This window comes from Hymenobacter sp. CRA2 (assembly GCF_002007105.1).
Classification (GTDB): Bacteria; Bacteroidota; Bacteroidia; order Cytophagales; family Hymenobacteraceae; genus Solirubrum.
Genome location: NZ_MVBC01000013.1, coordinates 128,074 through 143,590, shown reverse-complemented (window position 1 = coordinate 143,590; position 15,517 = coordinate 128,074). Strand labels below are relative to the sequence as shown.

At 62.2% G+C, this 15,517-nt stretch carries 14 protein-coding genes; 4 read left to right on the top strand and 10 right to left on the bottom strand.

What is annotated here, in order from left to right:
* Positions 1-210 precede the first annotated feature (210 nt).
* From B0919_RS19205 to B0919_RS19175, 7 genes are all read right to left on the bottom strand, one after another.
* The gene (locus tag B0919_RS19205) at positions 211-1,266 is read right to left on the bottom strand and encodes a cytochrome-c peroxidase (RefSeq protein ID WP_139362260.1); all 1,056 of its coding nucleotides are present in this window, start codon (positions 1,264-1,266) and stop codon (positions 211-213) included.
* 12 nt (positions 1,267-1,278) lie between these two features.
* Positions 1,279-2,058 carry an MbnP family protein gene (locus B0919_RS19200; RefSeq protein WP_139362259.1) on the bottom strand — a complete coding sequence of 260 codons (780 nt, stop codon included), beginning with the start codon at positions 2,056-2,058 and terminating at the stop codon, positions 1,279-1,281.
* A 68-nt stretch (positions 2,059-2,126) separates the two neighbouring features.
* Positions 2,127-2,495: a hypothetical protein gene (locus B0919_RS19195; protein WP_139362258.1), complete on the bottom strand. Its 369-nt coding sequence runs from the start codon at positions 2,493-2,495 to the stop codon at positions 2,127-2,129.
* 94 nt (positions 2,496-2,589) lie between these two features.
* Positions 2,590-3,117, bottom strand: coding sequence for an NADPH-dependent FMN reductase (locus B0919_RS19190; RefSeq protein WP_078013908.1), 528 nt, complete (start codon positions 3,115-3,117; stop codon positions 2,590-2,592).
* A 148-nt stretch (positions 3,118-3,265) separates the two neighbouring features.
* Positions 3,266-4,051 carry a succinate dehydrogenase/fumarate reductase iron-sulfur subunit gene (locus tag B0919_RS19185; RefSeq protein ID WP_078013907.1) on the bottom strand — a complete coding sequence of 262 codons (786 nt, stop codon included), beginning with the start codon at positions 4,049-4,051 and terminating at the stop codon, positions 3,266-3,268.
* 121 nt (positions 4,052-4,172) lie between these two features.
* Positions 4,173-6,107: a fumarate reductase/succinate dehydrogenase flavoprotein subunit gene (locus B0919_RS19180; RefSeq protein WP_078013906.1), complete on the bottom strand. Its 1,935-nt coding sequence runs from the start codon at positions 6,105-6,107 to the stop codon at positions 4,173-4,175.
* Between the two features lie 21 nt (positions 6,108-6,128).
* On the bottom strand, positions 6,129-6,803 hold the full coding sequence (locus B0919_RS19175; protein WP_078013905.1) for a succinate dehydrogenase cytochrome b subunit: 675 nt from the start codon (positions 6,801-6,803) through the stop codon (positions 6,129-6,131).
* Positions 6,804-7,050: 247 nt separating this feature from the next.
* On the opposite strand from B0919_RS19175, the gene B0919_RS19170 reads away from it, so the two are divergent.
* The 3 genes from B0919_RS19170 (at position 7,051) to B0919_RS19160 (ending at position 12,256) form a co-directional block, all read left to right on the top strand.
* The gene (locus B0919_RS19170; protein WP_078013904.1) at positions 7,051-9,906 is read left to right on the top strand and encodes a gliding motility-associated C-terminal domain-containing protein; all 2,856 of its coding nucleotides are present in this window, start codon (positions 7,051-7,053) and stop codon (positions 9,904-9,906) included.
* 228 nt (positions 9,907-10,134) lie between these two features.
* Positions 10,135-11,019 (top strand): ACP S-malonyltransferase, encoded by an 885-nt coding sequence (gene fabD, locus B0919_RS19165; protein ID WP_078013903.1) that lies wholly within the window; start codon positions 10,135-10,137, stop codon positions 11,017-11,019.
* Between the two features lie 49 nt (positions 11,020-11,068).
* A complete protein-coding gene (locus tag B0919_RS19160; RefSeq protein WP_078013902.1) occupies positions 11,069-12,256 on the top strand; it encodes a hypothetical protein in 1,188 nt (395 codons plus the stop codon).
* A gap of 15 nt (positions 12,257-12,271) precedes the next feature.
* Here the strand turns inward: B0919_RS19160 and folK are convergent, their stop codons facing one another.
* The 3 genes from folK to B0919_RS19145 all read right to left on the bottom strand — a co-directional run bounded on the left by folK (position 12,272) and on the right by B0919_RS19145 (position 14,282).
* Positions 12,272-12,784, bottom strand: a complete 513-nt coding sequence (folK, locus tag B0919_RS19155) for a 2-amino-4-hydroxy-6-hydroxymethyldihydropteridine diphosphokinase (RefSeq protein ID WP_078013901.1) — start codon at positions 12,782-12,784, stop codon at positions 12,272-12,274.
* A 62-nt stretch (positions 12,785-12,846) separates the two neighbouring features.
* Entirely contained in the window at positions 12,847-13,710 is an 864-nt protein-coding gene (locus B0919_RS19150) for an alpha/beta hydrolase family protein (protein WP_078013900.1), read from the bottom strand.
* A gap of 47 nt (positions 13,711-13,757) precedes the next feature.
* A complete protein-coding gene (locus tag B0919_RS19145; RefSeq protein WP_078013899.1) occupies positions 13,758-14,282 on the bottom strand; it encodes a hypothetical protein in 525 nt (174 codons plus the stop codon).
* 113 nt (positions 14,283-14,395) lie between these two features.
* On the opposite strand from B0919_RS19145, the gene B0919_RS19140 reads away from it, so the two are divergent.
* Positions 14,396-15,385 (top strand): polyprenyl synthetase family protein, encoded by a 990-nt coding sequence (locus tag B0919_RS19140; RefSeq protein WP_078013898.1) that lies wholly within the window; start codon positions 14,396-14,398, stop codon positions 15,383-15,385.
* Positions 15,386-15,517 lie beyond the last annotated feature (132 nt).

Below are 15,517 nucleotides of genomic sequence, written 5' to 3'. Positions count from 1 at the left end.
ACGTTTCCGCTGGAACGTCTTTGTCGGGTTGACAGGCTACGGCCAGAAAAAACAGCCCCGCGGGAAGCAGTGCCCACCAAGAACGCCAAGTAGAGGGTTTTAACACGGGTACGGGGTAGAGAGGGTGGTGGGCTGAAAATACTGCTTTTCAATAGGAAACCACTGGGTTGACTTAGCAGTTCAACCCCGCTCAACTCGCCGCAAGCGACGTTACTGCGGTGGGCCTAGCTGCGGGTTGGTCAGCAATGGTTCATCGGTGAGGGTTTGCAGGAAAGCCAGCAACTCGGCTTGCTGCTGGGCTGAAAGCGGAATGCCGAGGGAGCCGTCCGGGCGGCGCAAAGCCGGGTCAAGGGTCGCCGATTCCACTACGCCGTGGTCGTAATGCGCCAGCACGGCGCCGAGCGTTGGGAAACGGCCGTCGTGCATGTAGGGGGCTGTCAGGGCCACGTTGCGCAGGCTGGGGACTTTGAACAGGCCTCGTTCGCCGCGGCGGCCAGTAATATGGGCCCGGCCGGAGTCGGCGGGAAAGCTACGGTCCAGGCCGTTGTTGCGAAACGACTCGTCGGTAAACAGATCCGTGGCGTGGCAGCTGGCGCAGTTGGCGCGAAAAATAGCCAGGCCGCGCAGCTCGGTGGCATCGAACGCGCCGCCTTCACGGCGCACGTAATGGTCGTAGCGGCTATTGGCCGAAGTGAGGCCGGCCAGATACTGTGCCAGCGCCCGCAAAAACTGCTGGGAGTTTATCGGCCCCTCGCCGTACACGGCGGCAAACCGGCGGCGGTAGTAGGCATCGGCGTTGAGCGTTTGCAGGGCCCCAGCCAGCGAACCGTCCATTTCCAGGGGATTGGTGAGCGGCGCCAGCGGCATAACTTCCAGGTTGGAAGCGCCACCGTCCCACAGCAAGGTGCGGCGCCAGCGCAGGTTTTGCAGCGGCGGGGTATTGCGCGTCCCCAATCGGCCCTGCACCCCGGTGCTGAAAGCTCGGCCAGGGTCGGCAAAGGCCGCTGGCTGCAGATGGCACGAGCTACAGGCTACCGTACCGTCGCCCGACAGCCGCTTGTCGTAAAAAAGGCGGCGGCCCAACTCGAACGTCGCGCGGTCAGGCGAGTTCTGCTCCAGGGCGTACACCGGCGTGGGGAAATTGCCAGGCAGCACGCTGCCCGGCACCGCTTCGGCGGGCTGCTGCACATCGGCATCGGGCTGGCACCCTGCCATGAGCAGCCCCGCCAGCACGGCGGCCAACGGGGCTGTCCGGGTACGCTTCATGGCCAAAGGCTTTTACTCGCCGGCGCGCACGTGAGCAATGGTAAACATGCCCGCGGCGTAGTTAGCGGCAATTTTCACCGAATTCGGGTCCGAGCTGTGACCCGTGTTGGACGTCTGCGCAAACTGAATGGGGTTCGGGCCGGTGAACATCTTGAGCACGTCGGCCTGCAAGTGAATTGCCGACGTTTTCTTGGCCGTAACCTGCACGGTAACGCCCGCGGGCATGCCCGGCGACACGGTCCGAATAGTGTTGTTGGGGGAACGGAAGCCGCCGATGTGGAACTGCAGGTTTCCCGTCGGTGACTTCGGGGAGTTGCCTTCCATCTTCAGGAACACGTAGCCCGTGCTCCAGGTCCAGAACATGTCGTTGAGCGGATCCAATGCGCCCGTTTGCGCGCCCGACACGTTGCGGGCGCTGTCGACGCCGATGGTGAAGGTCAGCTTTTTGTACTCACCCGCCGGAATGTCCGTTAGCTGAAAGCTGCGCGAGCCGGCGTCGGCTTGCTTCACCAAGTGGTAGCTTTCCCGCTCGGCCCACTCAGTGCCGTCGGTTTTGGTCAGCTTGATGTTGGAAATGTAGTAATTGAATTTGCTCACGGTGAACGGGTCACCGGCGGCCGTGGTATACGTGCTGCCAAAGTTCAGCGGCTGGCTACCGGCCACGTTCTCGAATTCAACGTTGAGCTTGCCCTTCGCGGGCGTCTCGTTATCGTCGTCGCAGGCCGTGAAGAGCAAGGCAGTGGCTGCGCACAAAATGGCAGCGGAACAGGAAGAAAGCGTACGGAAAGTCATGGGTGGAAAGCTGGGTGGAAGGTAAGCAGGGGGCGCCTGGATGCTGACGGGCAGCCCAACGTTCAGGCTCAGCTTACCGGCGGGCGGAAAATACCGCTCGGCGCTTCGTGCCCATACTTCGACCCAACCAGGACGGCATACTCAGCTGACGCCAAAACCACTACTGCGGGCGTAAACACCAGCCGGGTGGGTACTAGGGCCGCGTCAAGTTTGAGTTTAGTGGCGCGGTCCGGGGTTTTCTTCTCCGCTGCTGATTGCGCCAGCTGCCGGCGCAAATGGCACTTGCCGTTGCAGTGCAGCTGAGGCTTGTCCTTGTTCACGCAAAACAGCTGCGTGATACGCTCCTTGTGCAAGGCGTAATCCATTACCAGCAGCTCCCGGCTGAACGACTGCAGCAGGATGAGCAAGGTAAGGCAGATGGCCAAGCACTTTTGCACGCGTGGTAAGGGTTAAGCCGCCTAAATATAGCTTTCCGGCATAGGTTTCACCCCAACAAACACAGACTTTGTCCGCGCAGACCGACCGGGAACTTCAGAACTGCAAGAACTGCTCTGCCTGTTCCCGTATCAGTTGCTCAAATAGCGGATTGTTAAGTTGGCCCGTAGTCGTAAGGGAAGCCTCGATGGTGGGCAGGCGCACGCGCAGGGGGAGCACCGCCGTGCCCAGATACATCAGCACATCGGTGAGATGACTCAGGGCCAGCAGGCCGCCTTGCGTGCCCGATGACAAGCCAACCAGTGCCGCCTTTTTGTTGCGGATGCCGCCCGGGTAGGGGAGGCCATCAATGAAGGCTTTGAGCACCCCGGGATAAGAACAATTGTATTCGGGCACCACAAACACGAGCTTGTCCGCGTCGCTGGCCAGGCTCACCAGCTGGTTGAACTCGGGGTGCAGACCGGCATTGTCGTAGAGGGCGGTAGCTGTGAAGTCGGCGGGCAGGTCTGCCAGGTCCAGAATCCGGGAATCAGCACCGAATTCCCGCAATTGAGCGGCGTACAGGTCGCTGATGCGGCGGGCGCGCGAGTTGCGCCGGTTGGTGCCGGCAACGATGGTTATCATCGGAGAAAGTAATAATTAAAAATTGAGCATTAAGACGAATTAGGTACGGCCGGCATCGTTCTTACTTCCCAATTCTAGGCAACGCACAAACAAAAAAGCGAACCGGCTACCCGGTTCGCTTTTTTTGTGTTGTTCAAACCACGAAACCCTAGGCAAGGTTATTCGAGGTAGCCTTAGCAGCGAGGAATTCGCGGTTGAGGATGGCAATGTTCTCCAGCGAGATGCCCACCGGGCACTCCGCGGCGCACGAGCCGATGTTGGTGCAAGCGCCGAAGCCTTCCTTGTCCATCTGAGCCACCATGTTTTCCACGCGCTGCTTGCGTTCCACCTGGCCCTGGGGCAGCAGTGCCAGCTGCGACACCTTGGCCGAAACGAACAGCATCGCCGAAGCGTTTTTGCAGGCTGCTACGCAAGCGCCGCAGCCGATGCAGGTAGCCGCGTCGAACGCCTGGTCGGCAATCGACTTCGGAATCGGAATTTCGTTAGCGTCGGGCACGCCGCCGGTGTTTACCGACACGTAGCCGCCCGCCTGGATGATGCGGTCGAAGGCCGAGCGGTCCACCGACAGGTCCTTGTTGACGGGGAAGGCCTCAGCGCGCCAGGGCTCGATGGTGATGGTGTCACCGTCGTTGAACTTGCGCATGTGCAGCTGGCAGGTCGTCGTGCCCGGCTCCGGGCCGTGGGCACGGCCGTTGATGAACAGGTTGCACGAGCCACAAATGCCTTCGCGGCAGTCGTGGTCGAAGGCAACCGGCTCTTCGCCTTTGCGCAGCAGGTCTTCGTTCAGCACGTCCAGCATTTCCAGGAACGACATCTCCTGCGAAATGTCCCGCACCTGGTAATCCACCATCTGGCCGTTGGTGTTGCGGTTTTTCTGCCGCCACACCTTCAGCGTGAGGTTTAAGGGTTTGGCATTGGGGTTACTTCCAGCCATTTTCTTATTGAGAAGTGAGACGCGAGAAGTGAGAGGTGAGAGTCGGGGCGGCGTAAGCTTGGCGAAGCCCGGCCGGGGCGCGGCTCTCACTTCTACTGTCTACATCTAAGGTCTTTTAAAATTACTTGTAGCTACGCTGCGTGAGCTTCACGTTTTCGAACACGAGGTCCTCCTTGTGCAGCAGCTCGGGCGAGTTTTCACCTTGGTATTCCCACGCGGCCACGTAAGCGAAGTGCTCGTCGTCGCGCAGGGCTTCCCCTTCCGGCGTTTGGTATTCCTCGCGGAAGTGGCCGCCGCAGCTTTCGTTGCGGTGGTAGGCATCGTCTACCATCAGCTCGCCCAGCTCAATGAAGTCGGCCACACGGGCGGCTTTCTCCAGGGTCTGGTTCAGCTCCTCGCCGGTGCCCACTACTTTCAGGTCCTGCCAGAACTCGCGGCGCAGCTTCTGAATCTCTGCTTTGGCTTGCTGCAGGCCTTCGGCGGAACGAGCCATGCCGCATTTCTCCCACATGATATGGCCCAGGGCCTTGTGGAAGTCGTCCGGCGTGCGCGTCCCGTTGATGCTGAGCAGCTTCTGAATCTGAGCGCGGACATTGGCTTCGGCTTCGTTGAAGGCCGGGTGCTCAGTCGTTACCGGCTTGGGCGCCGTTTGGGCCAGGTAATCCCCGATGGTGTAGGGAATCACGAAGTAACCGTCGGCCAGGCCTTGCATTAGGGCCGAAGCGCCGAGGCGGTTGGCACCGTGGTCCGAGAAGTTACACTCGCCGGTGGCGTACAGGCCCGGAATGGTGGTCTGCAAGTTGTAATCCACCCACAGGCCGCCCATGGTGTAGTGCACGGCCGGATAGATGCGCATGGGCACCTCGTAGGGGTTTTCGCCGGTGATTTTCTCGTACATGGCAAACAGGTTGCCGTACTTGGCGTCAACCCAAGCGGCACCGTTGCGCTTGATGGAGTCGGCGAAGTCCAGGAACACGGCCAAGCCGGTTGTCCCCACGCCACGACCTTCGTCGCACATCATTTTGGCGTTGCGCGAGGCTACGTCGCGCGGCACCAGGTTGCCGAAGGCAGGGTACTTGCGCTCCAGGAAGTAGTCGCGCTCTTCCTCCGGAATGTCGGCAACGCGGACTTGACCAGTGCGCAGGCGCTCGGCCATTTCCTTGGTGCGCGGCACCCACACGCGGCCGTCGTTGCGCAGCGACTCCGACATCAGCGTCAGCTTCGACTGGTAGTCCCCCGATACGGGGATGCAGGTGGGGTGAATCTGGGTGAAGCAGGGGTTGGCAAACAGGGCGCCTTTCTTGTGGGCGCGCCACGCAGCCGTAGCGTTCGAGTACTTGGCGTTGGTGCTTAGGTAGAACACGTTGCCGTAGCCGCCGGTAGCCAGCACCACCGCGTGGGCCGCGTGCTGCTGAATTTCGCCCGTGATGAGGTTACGGGTGATGATGCCGCGGGCCTGCCCGTCGACAATCACCAGATCCAGCATCTCCGTGCGGGTGTACATCTTCACCTTGCCATAAGCAATCTGGCGCGACAGGGCCGAGTAGGCCCCGAGCAGCAGCTGCTGGCCCGTCTGGCCGCGGGCGTAGAACGTCCGGCTTACCTGGGCGCCGCCGAAGGAGCGGTTGGCCAGCAATCCGCCGTACTCGCGGGCGAAGGGCACGCCCTGGGCCACGCACTGGTCGATGATGTTCACCGACACCTGCGCGAGGCGGTACACGTTGGCTTCGCGGGCGCGGTAGTCACCGCCCTTCACGGTGTCGTAGAACAGACGGTACACAGAGTCGCCGTCGTTCTGGTAGTTCTTGGCGGCGTTGATACCGCCCTGTGCGGCGATGGAGTGCGCGCGGCGGGGCGAGTCGTGGAAGGAGAAGGCTTTCACGTTGTAGCCCAGCTCGGCCAGCGAGGCGGCAGCCGAAGCCCCAGCCAGGCCGGTACCTACCACGATAACGTCGTACTTCCGCTTGTTGGCGGGGTTGACGAGCTTAACGTTGAACTTATGCTTGTCCCACTTCTCGGCCAACGGCCCTTCGGGAATTTTTGATTCCAGCTTCATATCGGATGTAAACTGGTGAGGTTACTTGATGAAGAAGAAGTACAGCGGCATCACCGCAAAGCCCGCACACACGATGATGGAGAAGGCGTAGCCGAAGTACGTAATGAAGGGCGTGTACTTGCGGTGGGTCAGGCCCAGCGTCTGGAACGCGCTCTTGAAACCGTGAATGAGGTGGTAAGCCAAGGCAATCTGCGCTAGTACGTACAGCAGCACATACCACCACTGGTGGAAAGAGCTGACAACCAGCGTGTACAAGTCATCGTTGTTGTTGATGTCCGGATCCAGGTCGCCGAAGCGGGCCCGGTAGAAGAAGTTGTACAAGTGGATCAACAGGAAGATCAGAATGATGGTGCCCAGAATGCCCATATTGCGGGACTGCCAGGGCGAATTCTGCTCGTTGTGGTTGACCACGTAGCCTTGCGGGCCCCGCGCTGCCTTGTTGCGGCGGGTGAGCATGATCGACTCGTAGATGTGAAACACGAATCCCGCCACTAGAACCCATTCGATGGTTCGGATGACGGGATTGGTGCCCATGAAGTGGGAATACACATTAAAAGCTTGGCCGCCGTCGTTCTTGAACAACTGGAGGTTACCAATCAAGTGAATCACCAGAAACGAACACAGGAAAAGTCCTGTGACGGCCATGATGATCTTGCGGCCAATGCTGCTGGTAAGCGCGTTGCTAAGCCAACTCATAGGTGAACGGAAGGGTGAGAAAAAGGTCGATTGTACTGGTCAAAGGTACGGGCCGACCTGCTATGAAACAATTCACTTGTGCGTCACCCAAAACCCACGAGCTTGCAGGTGAACCAGGCTGCCCTGCTTGCCGTTACACGGATGATGCCTCCTACGCAACCGTTTGCGTACGGTTTTTGTTAGGTTGTTATCTGGTTTTTCCCCACCTTTTGCTGCTCCCGCCGACGCTTCCTAACCGTCTAGCTGTATGACATTTCCATTACTCCGCGACTCAGCCAAACGTAGCTTGGCCAGTCTGGCGTTCTTATTGGTCCTGGTGCTGTTGACCGCCCCCGCGGCCTGGGCCACGCACATCCGGGCCGGCGACATTCAGGCCAAGTCCGACACGACTGCGGGGCGAAATCCGTTGCGCATCTTTTTTAAGATGATTACCTATACGGATTTGACTTCGCCCGCCGACGCAAAAAACGACGAGGTTATTTTCTTCGGTGACGGGACCAATGCGACCGTGTTTCGGCAGGGCGGGCGTGGCACCAACATCGGCAACAATATCAACCGCAACGTGTACTACTTCGAGCATACTTATAATGCTCCGGGGCGGTACACAGTGGCTTTTATCGGCGAAAACCGCGCTACCGGCATCCGAAACGTACCCTCGTCCGACCAGCGCAACTTTTATATCTACACGCTCATCACCATCGACCCGACGCTGGGGGTGAACCGTTCGCCAGTGCTCAACGCACCGGCTGTCGACCGGGCGGCGCGGGCGCAGGTATTCCTGCACAACCCGGCCGCTTCCGATGCCGATGGCGACTCACTAGCCTACAAGCTGCGCATCTGCCAGTACGACCCGCGCGGCGTGCAGGGCACCATCAACCCCGGCGGCAACCGGCCGCAGCCGACCAACCTGCCGGGCTACCTGTTTCCCGATGACCCGAGCTTTCAAGGCACGCAGGTTGCTTACCCCGGGCCGCCCGTTGGCCAACCCGGCAATAACGCCGTGCTGGACCTGAGCGTGGTCACGGGGCAGATGGTGTGGAACTCGCCGGGGCTGCTCGGCGACTACAACGTGGCCTTTGTGGTAGAGGAATGGCGGCGCGACGCCAACGGCGGCAGGCGCAAGATCGGGGAAGTGCTGCGCGACATGCAGGTGACCGTATTTGCCACGGCTAACCAGCGGCCACTGGTGATTGTACCGCGTGATACGTGCGTGGTAGCAGGTACTACTATCACGCGCACGATTCGGGCCACCGACCCGGACAACAATGCTATTCGGCTGACGGCGTACGGCGGTATTTTCCCGCCGGCCACCTTCCGCCAAACGGTTAACCAAGCTGGGCGCGCCGAGGGCGTGTTCACGTGGTCGACGAGCTGCTCCGACGTCGCGACCGATCCGACCCAAGTCGTGTTCAAGGCCGAAGACCAGCCCACGAGCGGGCCGGTGCTGATTGACGAGCGGCCGTGGCGCATCACGGTGGTGGGCCCGCCGCCGACGAACCTGCGGGCCGCGGCGCAGGGCAGCACGGTGCAGCTGACGTGGGACCGGTACGTGTGCCAGAACGCTTCGCGGCTGCTGATCTACCGCAAGGAGAACCCGTCCACCTGGAACCCGTCGGGGGCCTGCGACGTGGGCATCCCGGCCAGCGCGGGCTACGTGCAGGTGGGCACGGTGGCGGCCAACCTGCAGACCTTCCTCGACGACAACGCCGGGCGCGGGCTGGACCGGGGCAAGACCTACTGCTACCGCATCTACGCCGAGTTTCCCCGCCCGGCCGGCGGGGCCAGCCTGGCCTCGCGCGAAGCCTGCGTCACCCTGCAGGGACGCGCCGCCCTCTTCACCAACGTCACCGTCGACCGCACCGACGCTACCACCGGCCAAATCACGGTGAAGTGGACCAAGCCGTTCAGCACCTCCGGCTTTACCCCACCCGTCGGCTACCGCCTCTTCCGCGGCGAAACGCAGAACCCGGCTACCAACGGCTATACGCTGGTGCGCACGTTCTCGAACCTGAATGATACGGTGTACGTGGATGGCAACCTTGATACTGAGAACAAAGCCTACACTTACCGGCTGGAGTTCTTCAGCAACGTATCGAGCCAGCCGAATTCGGCGGTATTGACCGAAACGGCCGGGCCCGCGAGCAGCGTACGACTGGCTGGGGTAGCCAATGCCCTGGGCAACAGCATCAAGCTGACCTGGACCTACAACGTGCCCTGGGACAACAGCCGTCAGCGTACGCGCATCTTCCGCCGTGACCCGGGCTCGACTACGTTTGTGCTCATCGGCGACACGGTGGCTACCCGCAACGGCGGCACCTTTACCGACCGAGGCACCGCGGCCGTACCGCTGCGCAAAAACCAGACGTACTGCTACTACGTGGAAACCAACGGCACCTACGGCGCCGCCAACCTGCCCACCAACCTGATCAACCTCAGCCAAGTGCGGTGCGTGGCTTTGGCCTCCATTCCATGCCCGCCCATCCTGACGCTGCGCCCCATCAACTGCGACAGCGTGGCCACCAGCCTGCCGCGGGGCCGCCAAGCTCTGTATGATAACCGACTGACTTGGGTCCTGGGTAATACGCCCGCTGACTGCGGCCGCAACATCGCCTTCTACCGGGTGCTCTACAGCCCCACGCAGGACGGGCAGTTCACCGAAATCGGCCGTACGCCGGTGCGCAGCTTCGTGCACCGCAACCTGACCTCGGCCGCCGGCTGCTACGCCGTGGTGGCAGTGGATTCGACGGGGCAGAGCAGCGTGCAAAGCAACATCGAGTGCCAGGACAACTGCGAGGTGTTTGTGCTGCCGAATATCTTCACGCCCAACGGCGACGGCTCGAACGACACATTCCGCCCGATTTTTGCCACGCCCATCACCCGGGCCAAGGTGCAGATCTTCAACCGCTGGGGTGTGAAAGTATACGAAGGCAACGCCGCAGCTGACCTGACCCTGTGGGACGGCGGCGGGGTCCGGAGCGGCGAAGGCCGCGACGGCGGCGCCAAAGCTTCGGCGGGCACTTACTACTACCTGATTGAGGTAGAGTTCAACAACCTGAAGCGTACCGTCCGCTCTTACAAAGGCTGGCTGGAGGTAATGCGCTAAACCGGTTGCGCTGACAAAGGAAAAGGGCCGTCGATGCGTCGACGGCCCTTTTTTGTTGGCTTAACTCAGCACTTGGCTTGAGCGAACGGCATGACGATAAAGCCAGAAGCAGCAGCCCGATTTTGCGCGTAAAGGCTTCATTGCGCACCTTGCGGCCCGTTTCGGCCGGCCAACCGCTGGCTGAGGCGTAGATTGAGTCCGCAACGCATTATCCCACCGACTTCCTCGATGAAAGCAGTAGTATTTCCCGGCCAGGGCAGCCAGTTTACCGGCATGGGCCGCGACTTGTTTGAGCAGCACCCCGAGGCTCAGCGCCTGATGGCGCAGGCCAACGACATCCTGGGTTTCTCGCTCACCGACATCATGTTTACCGGCTCCGACGAAGACCTGCGCCGCACCGACGTGACGCAGCCGGCCATTTTCGTGCACTCGGTGGCGCAGTTCGTGACCACGCCCGGCCTGCAGCCCGATATGGTAGCGGGGCATTCGCTCGGCGAATTTTCGGCGCTGGTGGCGGCGGGCGTACTGAAGTTTGAGGACGCGCTGCCGCTGGTGGCTCGCCGGGCTCAGGCCATGCAGTCCGCCTGCGAAGAGCAGCCCGGCACCATGGCCGCCATCCTCGGCCTCGACGACGCGGTGGTGGAGCGCATCTGCCAGGAAATCACCCAGGGCGGCAATGTGGTAGTAGCCGCCAACTACAACTGTCCCGGCCAGCTGGTTATCAGCGGTTCCAAGGCCGGTATCGAGCAGGCCTGCGAAGCCATGAAAGCCGCCGGCGCCAAGCGCGCCCTGCCCCTGCCGGTGGGGGGGGCTTTCCACTCCCCGCTGATGCAATCGGCGGAAGCGGCGCTGGCCGAGGCCATCGGGCGCACCACCTTCAGCGCCGGCCGCTGCCCGGTGTACCAGAACGTGGACGCGGCCCCGCACACCGACCCGGACGAAATCCGCCAGAACCTCATCCGCCAGCTGACCGCTCCCGTGCGCTGGACCCAATCGGTGCAGCGTATGACGCAGGACGACGCCACCGAATTTGTGGAGTGCGGCCCGGGCAAAGTGCTGCAAGGCCTGGTGAAGAAAATTTCGCCGCAGGCGGCCACCAGCTCCGCCCAGTAACGATAAAAGAGAAAGAGCCGGTGTCCGCCGGCTCTTTCATTGTCGGCTCATGCGTACTGCTTCTTCCCGCCCCGGCGCCTTTTCCTGGCTGAGCATGCCGCGGGCCGTGGTGCTGCTAAGCGCTGCGGCCTTGCTGGGGCTGCTGTGGTATGCGCTGGCGCCGGGCCTGGCAGGCACTTCCGATTCGCGCTTTTACCTGGCAGCGGCGGCGAGCTGGGCCGGGTCGGGCCGGCTGCTGAACCCTGACGGCACGCCCTACACGTCGTGGGGGCCGCTGTATCCAGTGCTGCTGGCGCCGGGCGTGGAGCAGGAGCGCGCGTGGACTACGGCCCTACAGCTCCTCAGCACCCTACTATGCTGGGCAGGGTGGAGTTGGCTGGCCTGGCAACTATTGCCGCAGCGCTACTTGGCGACCGGCCTGGTAGCAGCACTGGCTGTGGCGGCGCCCTGGCTGGTTACAGCCAAGTTTGTGTGGTCGGAGCCGGTGTTTCAGGCGCTGTTTGCTGGCTACGCCAGCTGCCTTTACGCTTATCTGCGCAACCGGCGGTTTAGTTGGTGGGCTGCCGCTACGGTACTAGGCCTGTTGCTGCCGTTGCAGCGTATGTCCGGCCTGTTTTTGCTGCTTGGCGTGGGCCTGGGCCTGCTAGTGTACTACGGCTATGAGTGGCGGGCCCACTGGCGTCGGTGGCTGATACACGCTCTCGTGATAGGCCTCGGCAACGGCGCCTGGCTGCTCTACGCCAAGCGTGCGGCGGCTACGCCCGAGCTGTACCGCAGCCGCGGCTGGCAGGGCCTGCGCGAAACCCTGGGCGACTACGGCTACGTGCTCACGCGCTGGCTGGTGCCCGTGCAGCAGGCCGGCTGGCCCAAGCACTGGCTTTTCGAGCTGATATTACCCGTGCTGCTGCTGAGCCTAGGCTATGCAGTTTGGCGCAGCCGTGCACCCTTTGTACGCCTGCTGGGTACAGTGGTGCTGTGCTACCTGCTCTGCCACATCGGCACGACGGTGATGAGCCGCGCTGGGGGCAATGTGTACGACGTGGAACGCTACGCTGCTGTGGTGTATGGCGCCTTCCTGCTGGTGCTGGCCGAGGCCGCAGCCAGCCTGCAGCCCCGCCGGCCTTGGCTGCGGTGGGTGCTGGCGCTCTGGCTGCTATACCCGGTAGCGCGAGCCGGGCGGGTGGCGCATTTCTGCCACCAGATGCAGGTGCTCAGCTGGCCCACGCCGCGCCCGTAAGCGACGCGAAAGGGCTTACAAGTCGCCCATCCACTGCTCTACGGGCAGCTTATCAGGGCAGTCGGCCAGCAAATCCGCGACGGAGCGTTGCAGCCGCGGGTGCACGTAGGTGGTGGCAATATCGGCTAGGGGCACCAAAGCAAACATGCGCTCCTGCAGGCGCGGGTGCGGAATGGTTAGCTGTTCGGAATCGAGGACCAGGTCGTCGTAGAAGAGGATATCCACGTCGAGGGTGCGCGGGCCCCAGGGCTCCAGCCGCTCCCGGCCGAAGTCGTTTTCGACCTGCTGGCAGGCTCGCAACAGTTCCTGCGGGTTCAGGTCGGTGCCGAGCTGTACGGCTTGATTCAGAAACGCGGGCTGCCCCTCGTTGCCCCAGGCGGCGGTTTCGTACACCGCCGACACCGTCTTGATCTTGCCGGCGCATTCAGCCAAAGCCACCAGAGCGCGGTGGAGCGTCACCACCCGCTCCCCGAGGTTGGAGCCGAGCAGCAGGTAAGCGGTGTGGGCAGGCGCGGGGGCAGATTTCATGGGGAGTGAGAGGAGAAGAGAATGGCTTAGGCCGGGGCAAGATAGAAACAGGCCGACAACCGTTAGTGCTGCGCAAAAAACGCCGCAGTGCGGGCTGCTACCTCCGCTGCCAGCTCGGGCAGCTCAGATTGCGGCCACGGGTGCGCCCCGCCAAACATATGCCCCGCCCCGGGCAGAATGACCACTTCGGCGTCGGGCTTGGCGGCCTGCAGCAGCGGCACTTTGGCCACGGGCAGCGTCTCGTCCTGGTCGCCGTGGATGATGAGCAGGGGCTGACGCAGCTTGCGGCGTAGGTTGTGCTGAATGTCGAGGCGGCGCCGGTTCTGGTGATAATCCTCGACAATCTGAAAGTACAGCGGCAATTGCTGCTTGGTGCGGGCGTTTTCCACGTGCATCACGCCGGCTTGCTGCCAGTGCGCCATCATGGCCTCCGGCCAGCCGGGGTTGACGTCGGTGATGGGTGCCCAGGTGGCCACGGCACGTACGCGGGCGTCTTCGGCGGCCTTGAGCATGACCAGCCCTCCGCCCCGGCTGTGGCCTATCAGGTAAAGCCGGCTCAGGTCCAGCTCGGCGGCTGGGATGGGCGTCTGGCCGGCTTGGTGCAGCGCATCGAGTAGGCAGCCGATGTCGTCCAGCTCAAGGCTGAAGTTGTTGCGCCCGAAAGCTTCCAGGTCCTCCAGGTCGCCGGTCCCGCCAATGACCACGCCGTTGTGCGAGAGGTTCAGCTTCACGAACACAAAGCCCTGATGGGCGAAATAATCAGCCAGCAGGTTGAAGTGGCCCCAATCCTTGAAGCCCTTGAAGCCGTGCACGAATACCACCACCGGCTTGGGGCGGCCATCGGGCACGAAGCGGGCATCGGCGGCGAAGGCGCGGGTGTGGTGGCCGGGCGTCAGGGCAAAATCAAGCCGGGTGGGAGTAGCCATAGCGGAGGGAACGGGTGCGAAGAACAACAAGCGGGCAGCCGCTGGGGTTAGACCAGCAGGTAAGTAACCGCGAAAAGAAAAGGGCGGTACACGTACATCGCAGAAAGGCAAAGAATACGCTGCCCACCCCAGCCCACAGCAGATTCAGCCAGGACCGGCCGCCGTAGATGCGTTGCTACAGGGCATAGCCCCATACCACGAGGCTCAGCAGCATACCTAGGCCGAAAAGCGGTAGCAGCCCAGACGGCATCGATGGGCCGCTGCAGCACCAAGCGGATAAACCGGGCCAGCAGCACCGGCAAGATGGTCAGCGGCTGCAGGGGCTTTGGCCAAGGTACCCGGCAGCCGCGTAGCACTTCCGCTGTCATGTGGCCGGGGCGGGAGAGCAGGCTCCAGGTGCCGCGCACCACCTGCGCGTCGAAGTGCGTGGCCGTATCCACGGTGTGCTCGGCGAAGTGCGCCCGGGAGTAGTCGTGATGGCCGAGGTGCTTCTCGCTGCAGCGGGGGCAGAAGTCGCCGTGCAGCTCGGCTTGGCAGTGGGCGCAATGGGCGGCGGTAGCAACGGCATACATGGCGACGACGGACGTGGGCTGATTGCCCTAATCTACGCAGCCTCGGCACTCGGCCCGCCGTATTGTGCCGAAAACTGCCGCCGCGTGCGTATCATTGCGCGCCCAACCACCGCATGAGATATTCGCTGGACGATATACAGGCCCCGATAGCGGCCGAAATGCAGGAATTTGAAACCAAATTCCGCCAGTCCATGCAAACGCGGGTGCTGCTGCTGGACAAAATCATGGGGTACATCATCAAGCGCAAAGGCAAGCAGCTGCGCCCGATGTTCGTCTTCTTGACGGCCCACACCGCCAGCCAGGACCCCACCGCCGCCCTGCCCGAGGCCACTTTCCGCGGCGCGGCCCTCATCGAGCTGCTGCACACGGCCACGCTGGTGCACGACGACGTGGTGGACGAATCCAACTACCGCCGCGGCTTCTTTTCCGTCAATGCGCTCTGGAAAAACAAGATTGCCGTGCTGGTGGGTGACTACCTGCTCTCGCGCGGCATGGCCCTGGCGCTGGAAAACGACGATTTCGACCTGCTCAAAATCGTCAACAACGCCGTGCGCGAACTAAGCGAGGGTGAGCTGCTGCAGATCGAAAAAGCCCGCCGCCTCGACATCACCGAGGACGTGTACTTCGACATCATCCGGCAGAAAACCGCCTCGCTCATTGCCTCCTGCACGGCCGTGGGCGCCTCATCAGTAGGGGCGAGCAAGGAGTTGGTGGAGCGCGCCCGCTTGTTCGGCGAGAAGGTGGGCATGGCTTTTCAGATTAAGGACGACCTGTTTGACTTCGGCACGGCCGAAATCGGCAAGCCTGTCGGCATCGACATCAAGGAGAAAAAGATGACGCTGCCCCTGATTTACGCCTTGCAGCAAGCTCCGTGGCTGCAGAAGCGCCGCATTATCTACAACGTCAAGAACAACGACGGCCGCGCTGACCGCGTGCAGGCCGTCATCGAGTTCGTGAAAAAATCGGGTGGGCTGGATTACGCCATTGAGCGCATGAAGCAGTTCCGCGACGAGGCCGTGCAGATTCTGCACACCTTTCCTGCTTCGCCGGCCCGCGTGTCGCTGGAGCAGCTGATTGACTACACCATCGAGCGGGAGAAATAGAATAATATATATAAAGAGCGGGTTAGGTTGATTGGAGGCCGTATTGCGACGGCCACGCTAGAGCATCATGCAACCAAAGCTGCGGCGGGTGACTCGTGTACTGGAAAGCCCGGCGCCGGGCTGTTGAACTGT

Coding starts and splice junctions, on each gene's coding strand:
- B0919_RS19145 (WP_078013899.1), bottom strand. CDS start 14,282: ATGTATGCCGTTGCTACCGCCGCCCATTGCGCCCACTGCCAAGCCGAG.
- B0919_RS19170 (WP_078013904.1), top strand. CDS start 7,051: ATGACATTTCCATTACTCCGCGACTCAGCCAAACGTAGCTTGGCCAGT.
- B0919_RS19205 (WP_139362260.1), bottom strand. CDS start 1,266: ATGAAGCGTACCCGGACAGCCCCGTTGGCCGCCGTGCTGGCGGGGCTG.
- folK (WP_078013901.1), bottom strand. CDS start 12,784: ATGAAATCTGCCCCCGCGCCTGCCCACACCGCTTACCTGCTGCTCGGC.
- B0919_RS19175 (WP_078013905.1), bottom strand. CDS start 6,803: ATGAGTTGGCTTAGCAACGCGCTTACCAGCAGCATTGGCCGCAAGATC.
- B0919_RS19140 (WP_078013898.1), top strand. CDS start 14,396: ATGAGATATTCGCTGGACGATATACAGGCCCCGATAGCGGCCGAAATG.
- B0919_RS19190 (WP_078013908.1), bottom strand. CDS start 3,117: ATGATAACCATCGTTGCCGGCACCAACCGGCGCAACTCGCGCGCCCGC.
- fabD (WP_078013903.1), top strand. CDS start 10,135: ATGAAAGCAGTAGTATTTCCCGGCCAGGGCAGCCAGTTTACCGGCATG.
- B0919_RS19150 (WP_078013900.1), bottom strand. CDS start 13,710: ATGGCTACTCCCACCCGGCTTGATTTTGCCCTGACGCCCGGCCACCAC.
- B0919_RS19200 (WP_139362259.1), bottom strand. CDS start 2,058: ATGACTTTCCGTACGCTTTCTTCCTGTTCCGCTGCCATTTTGTGCGCA.
- B0919_RS19185 (WP_078013907.1), bottom strand. CDS start 4,051: ATGGCTGGAAGTAACCCCAATGCCAAACCCTTAAACCTCACGCTGAAG.
- B0919_RS19180 (WP_078013906.1), bottom strand. CDS start 6,107: ATGAAGCTGGAATCAAAAATTCCCGAAGGGCCGTTGGCCGAGAAGTGG.
- B0919_RS19160 (WP_078013902.1), top strand. CDS start 11,069: ATGCGTACTGCTTCTTCCCGCCCCGGCGCCTTTTCCTGGCTGAGCATG.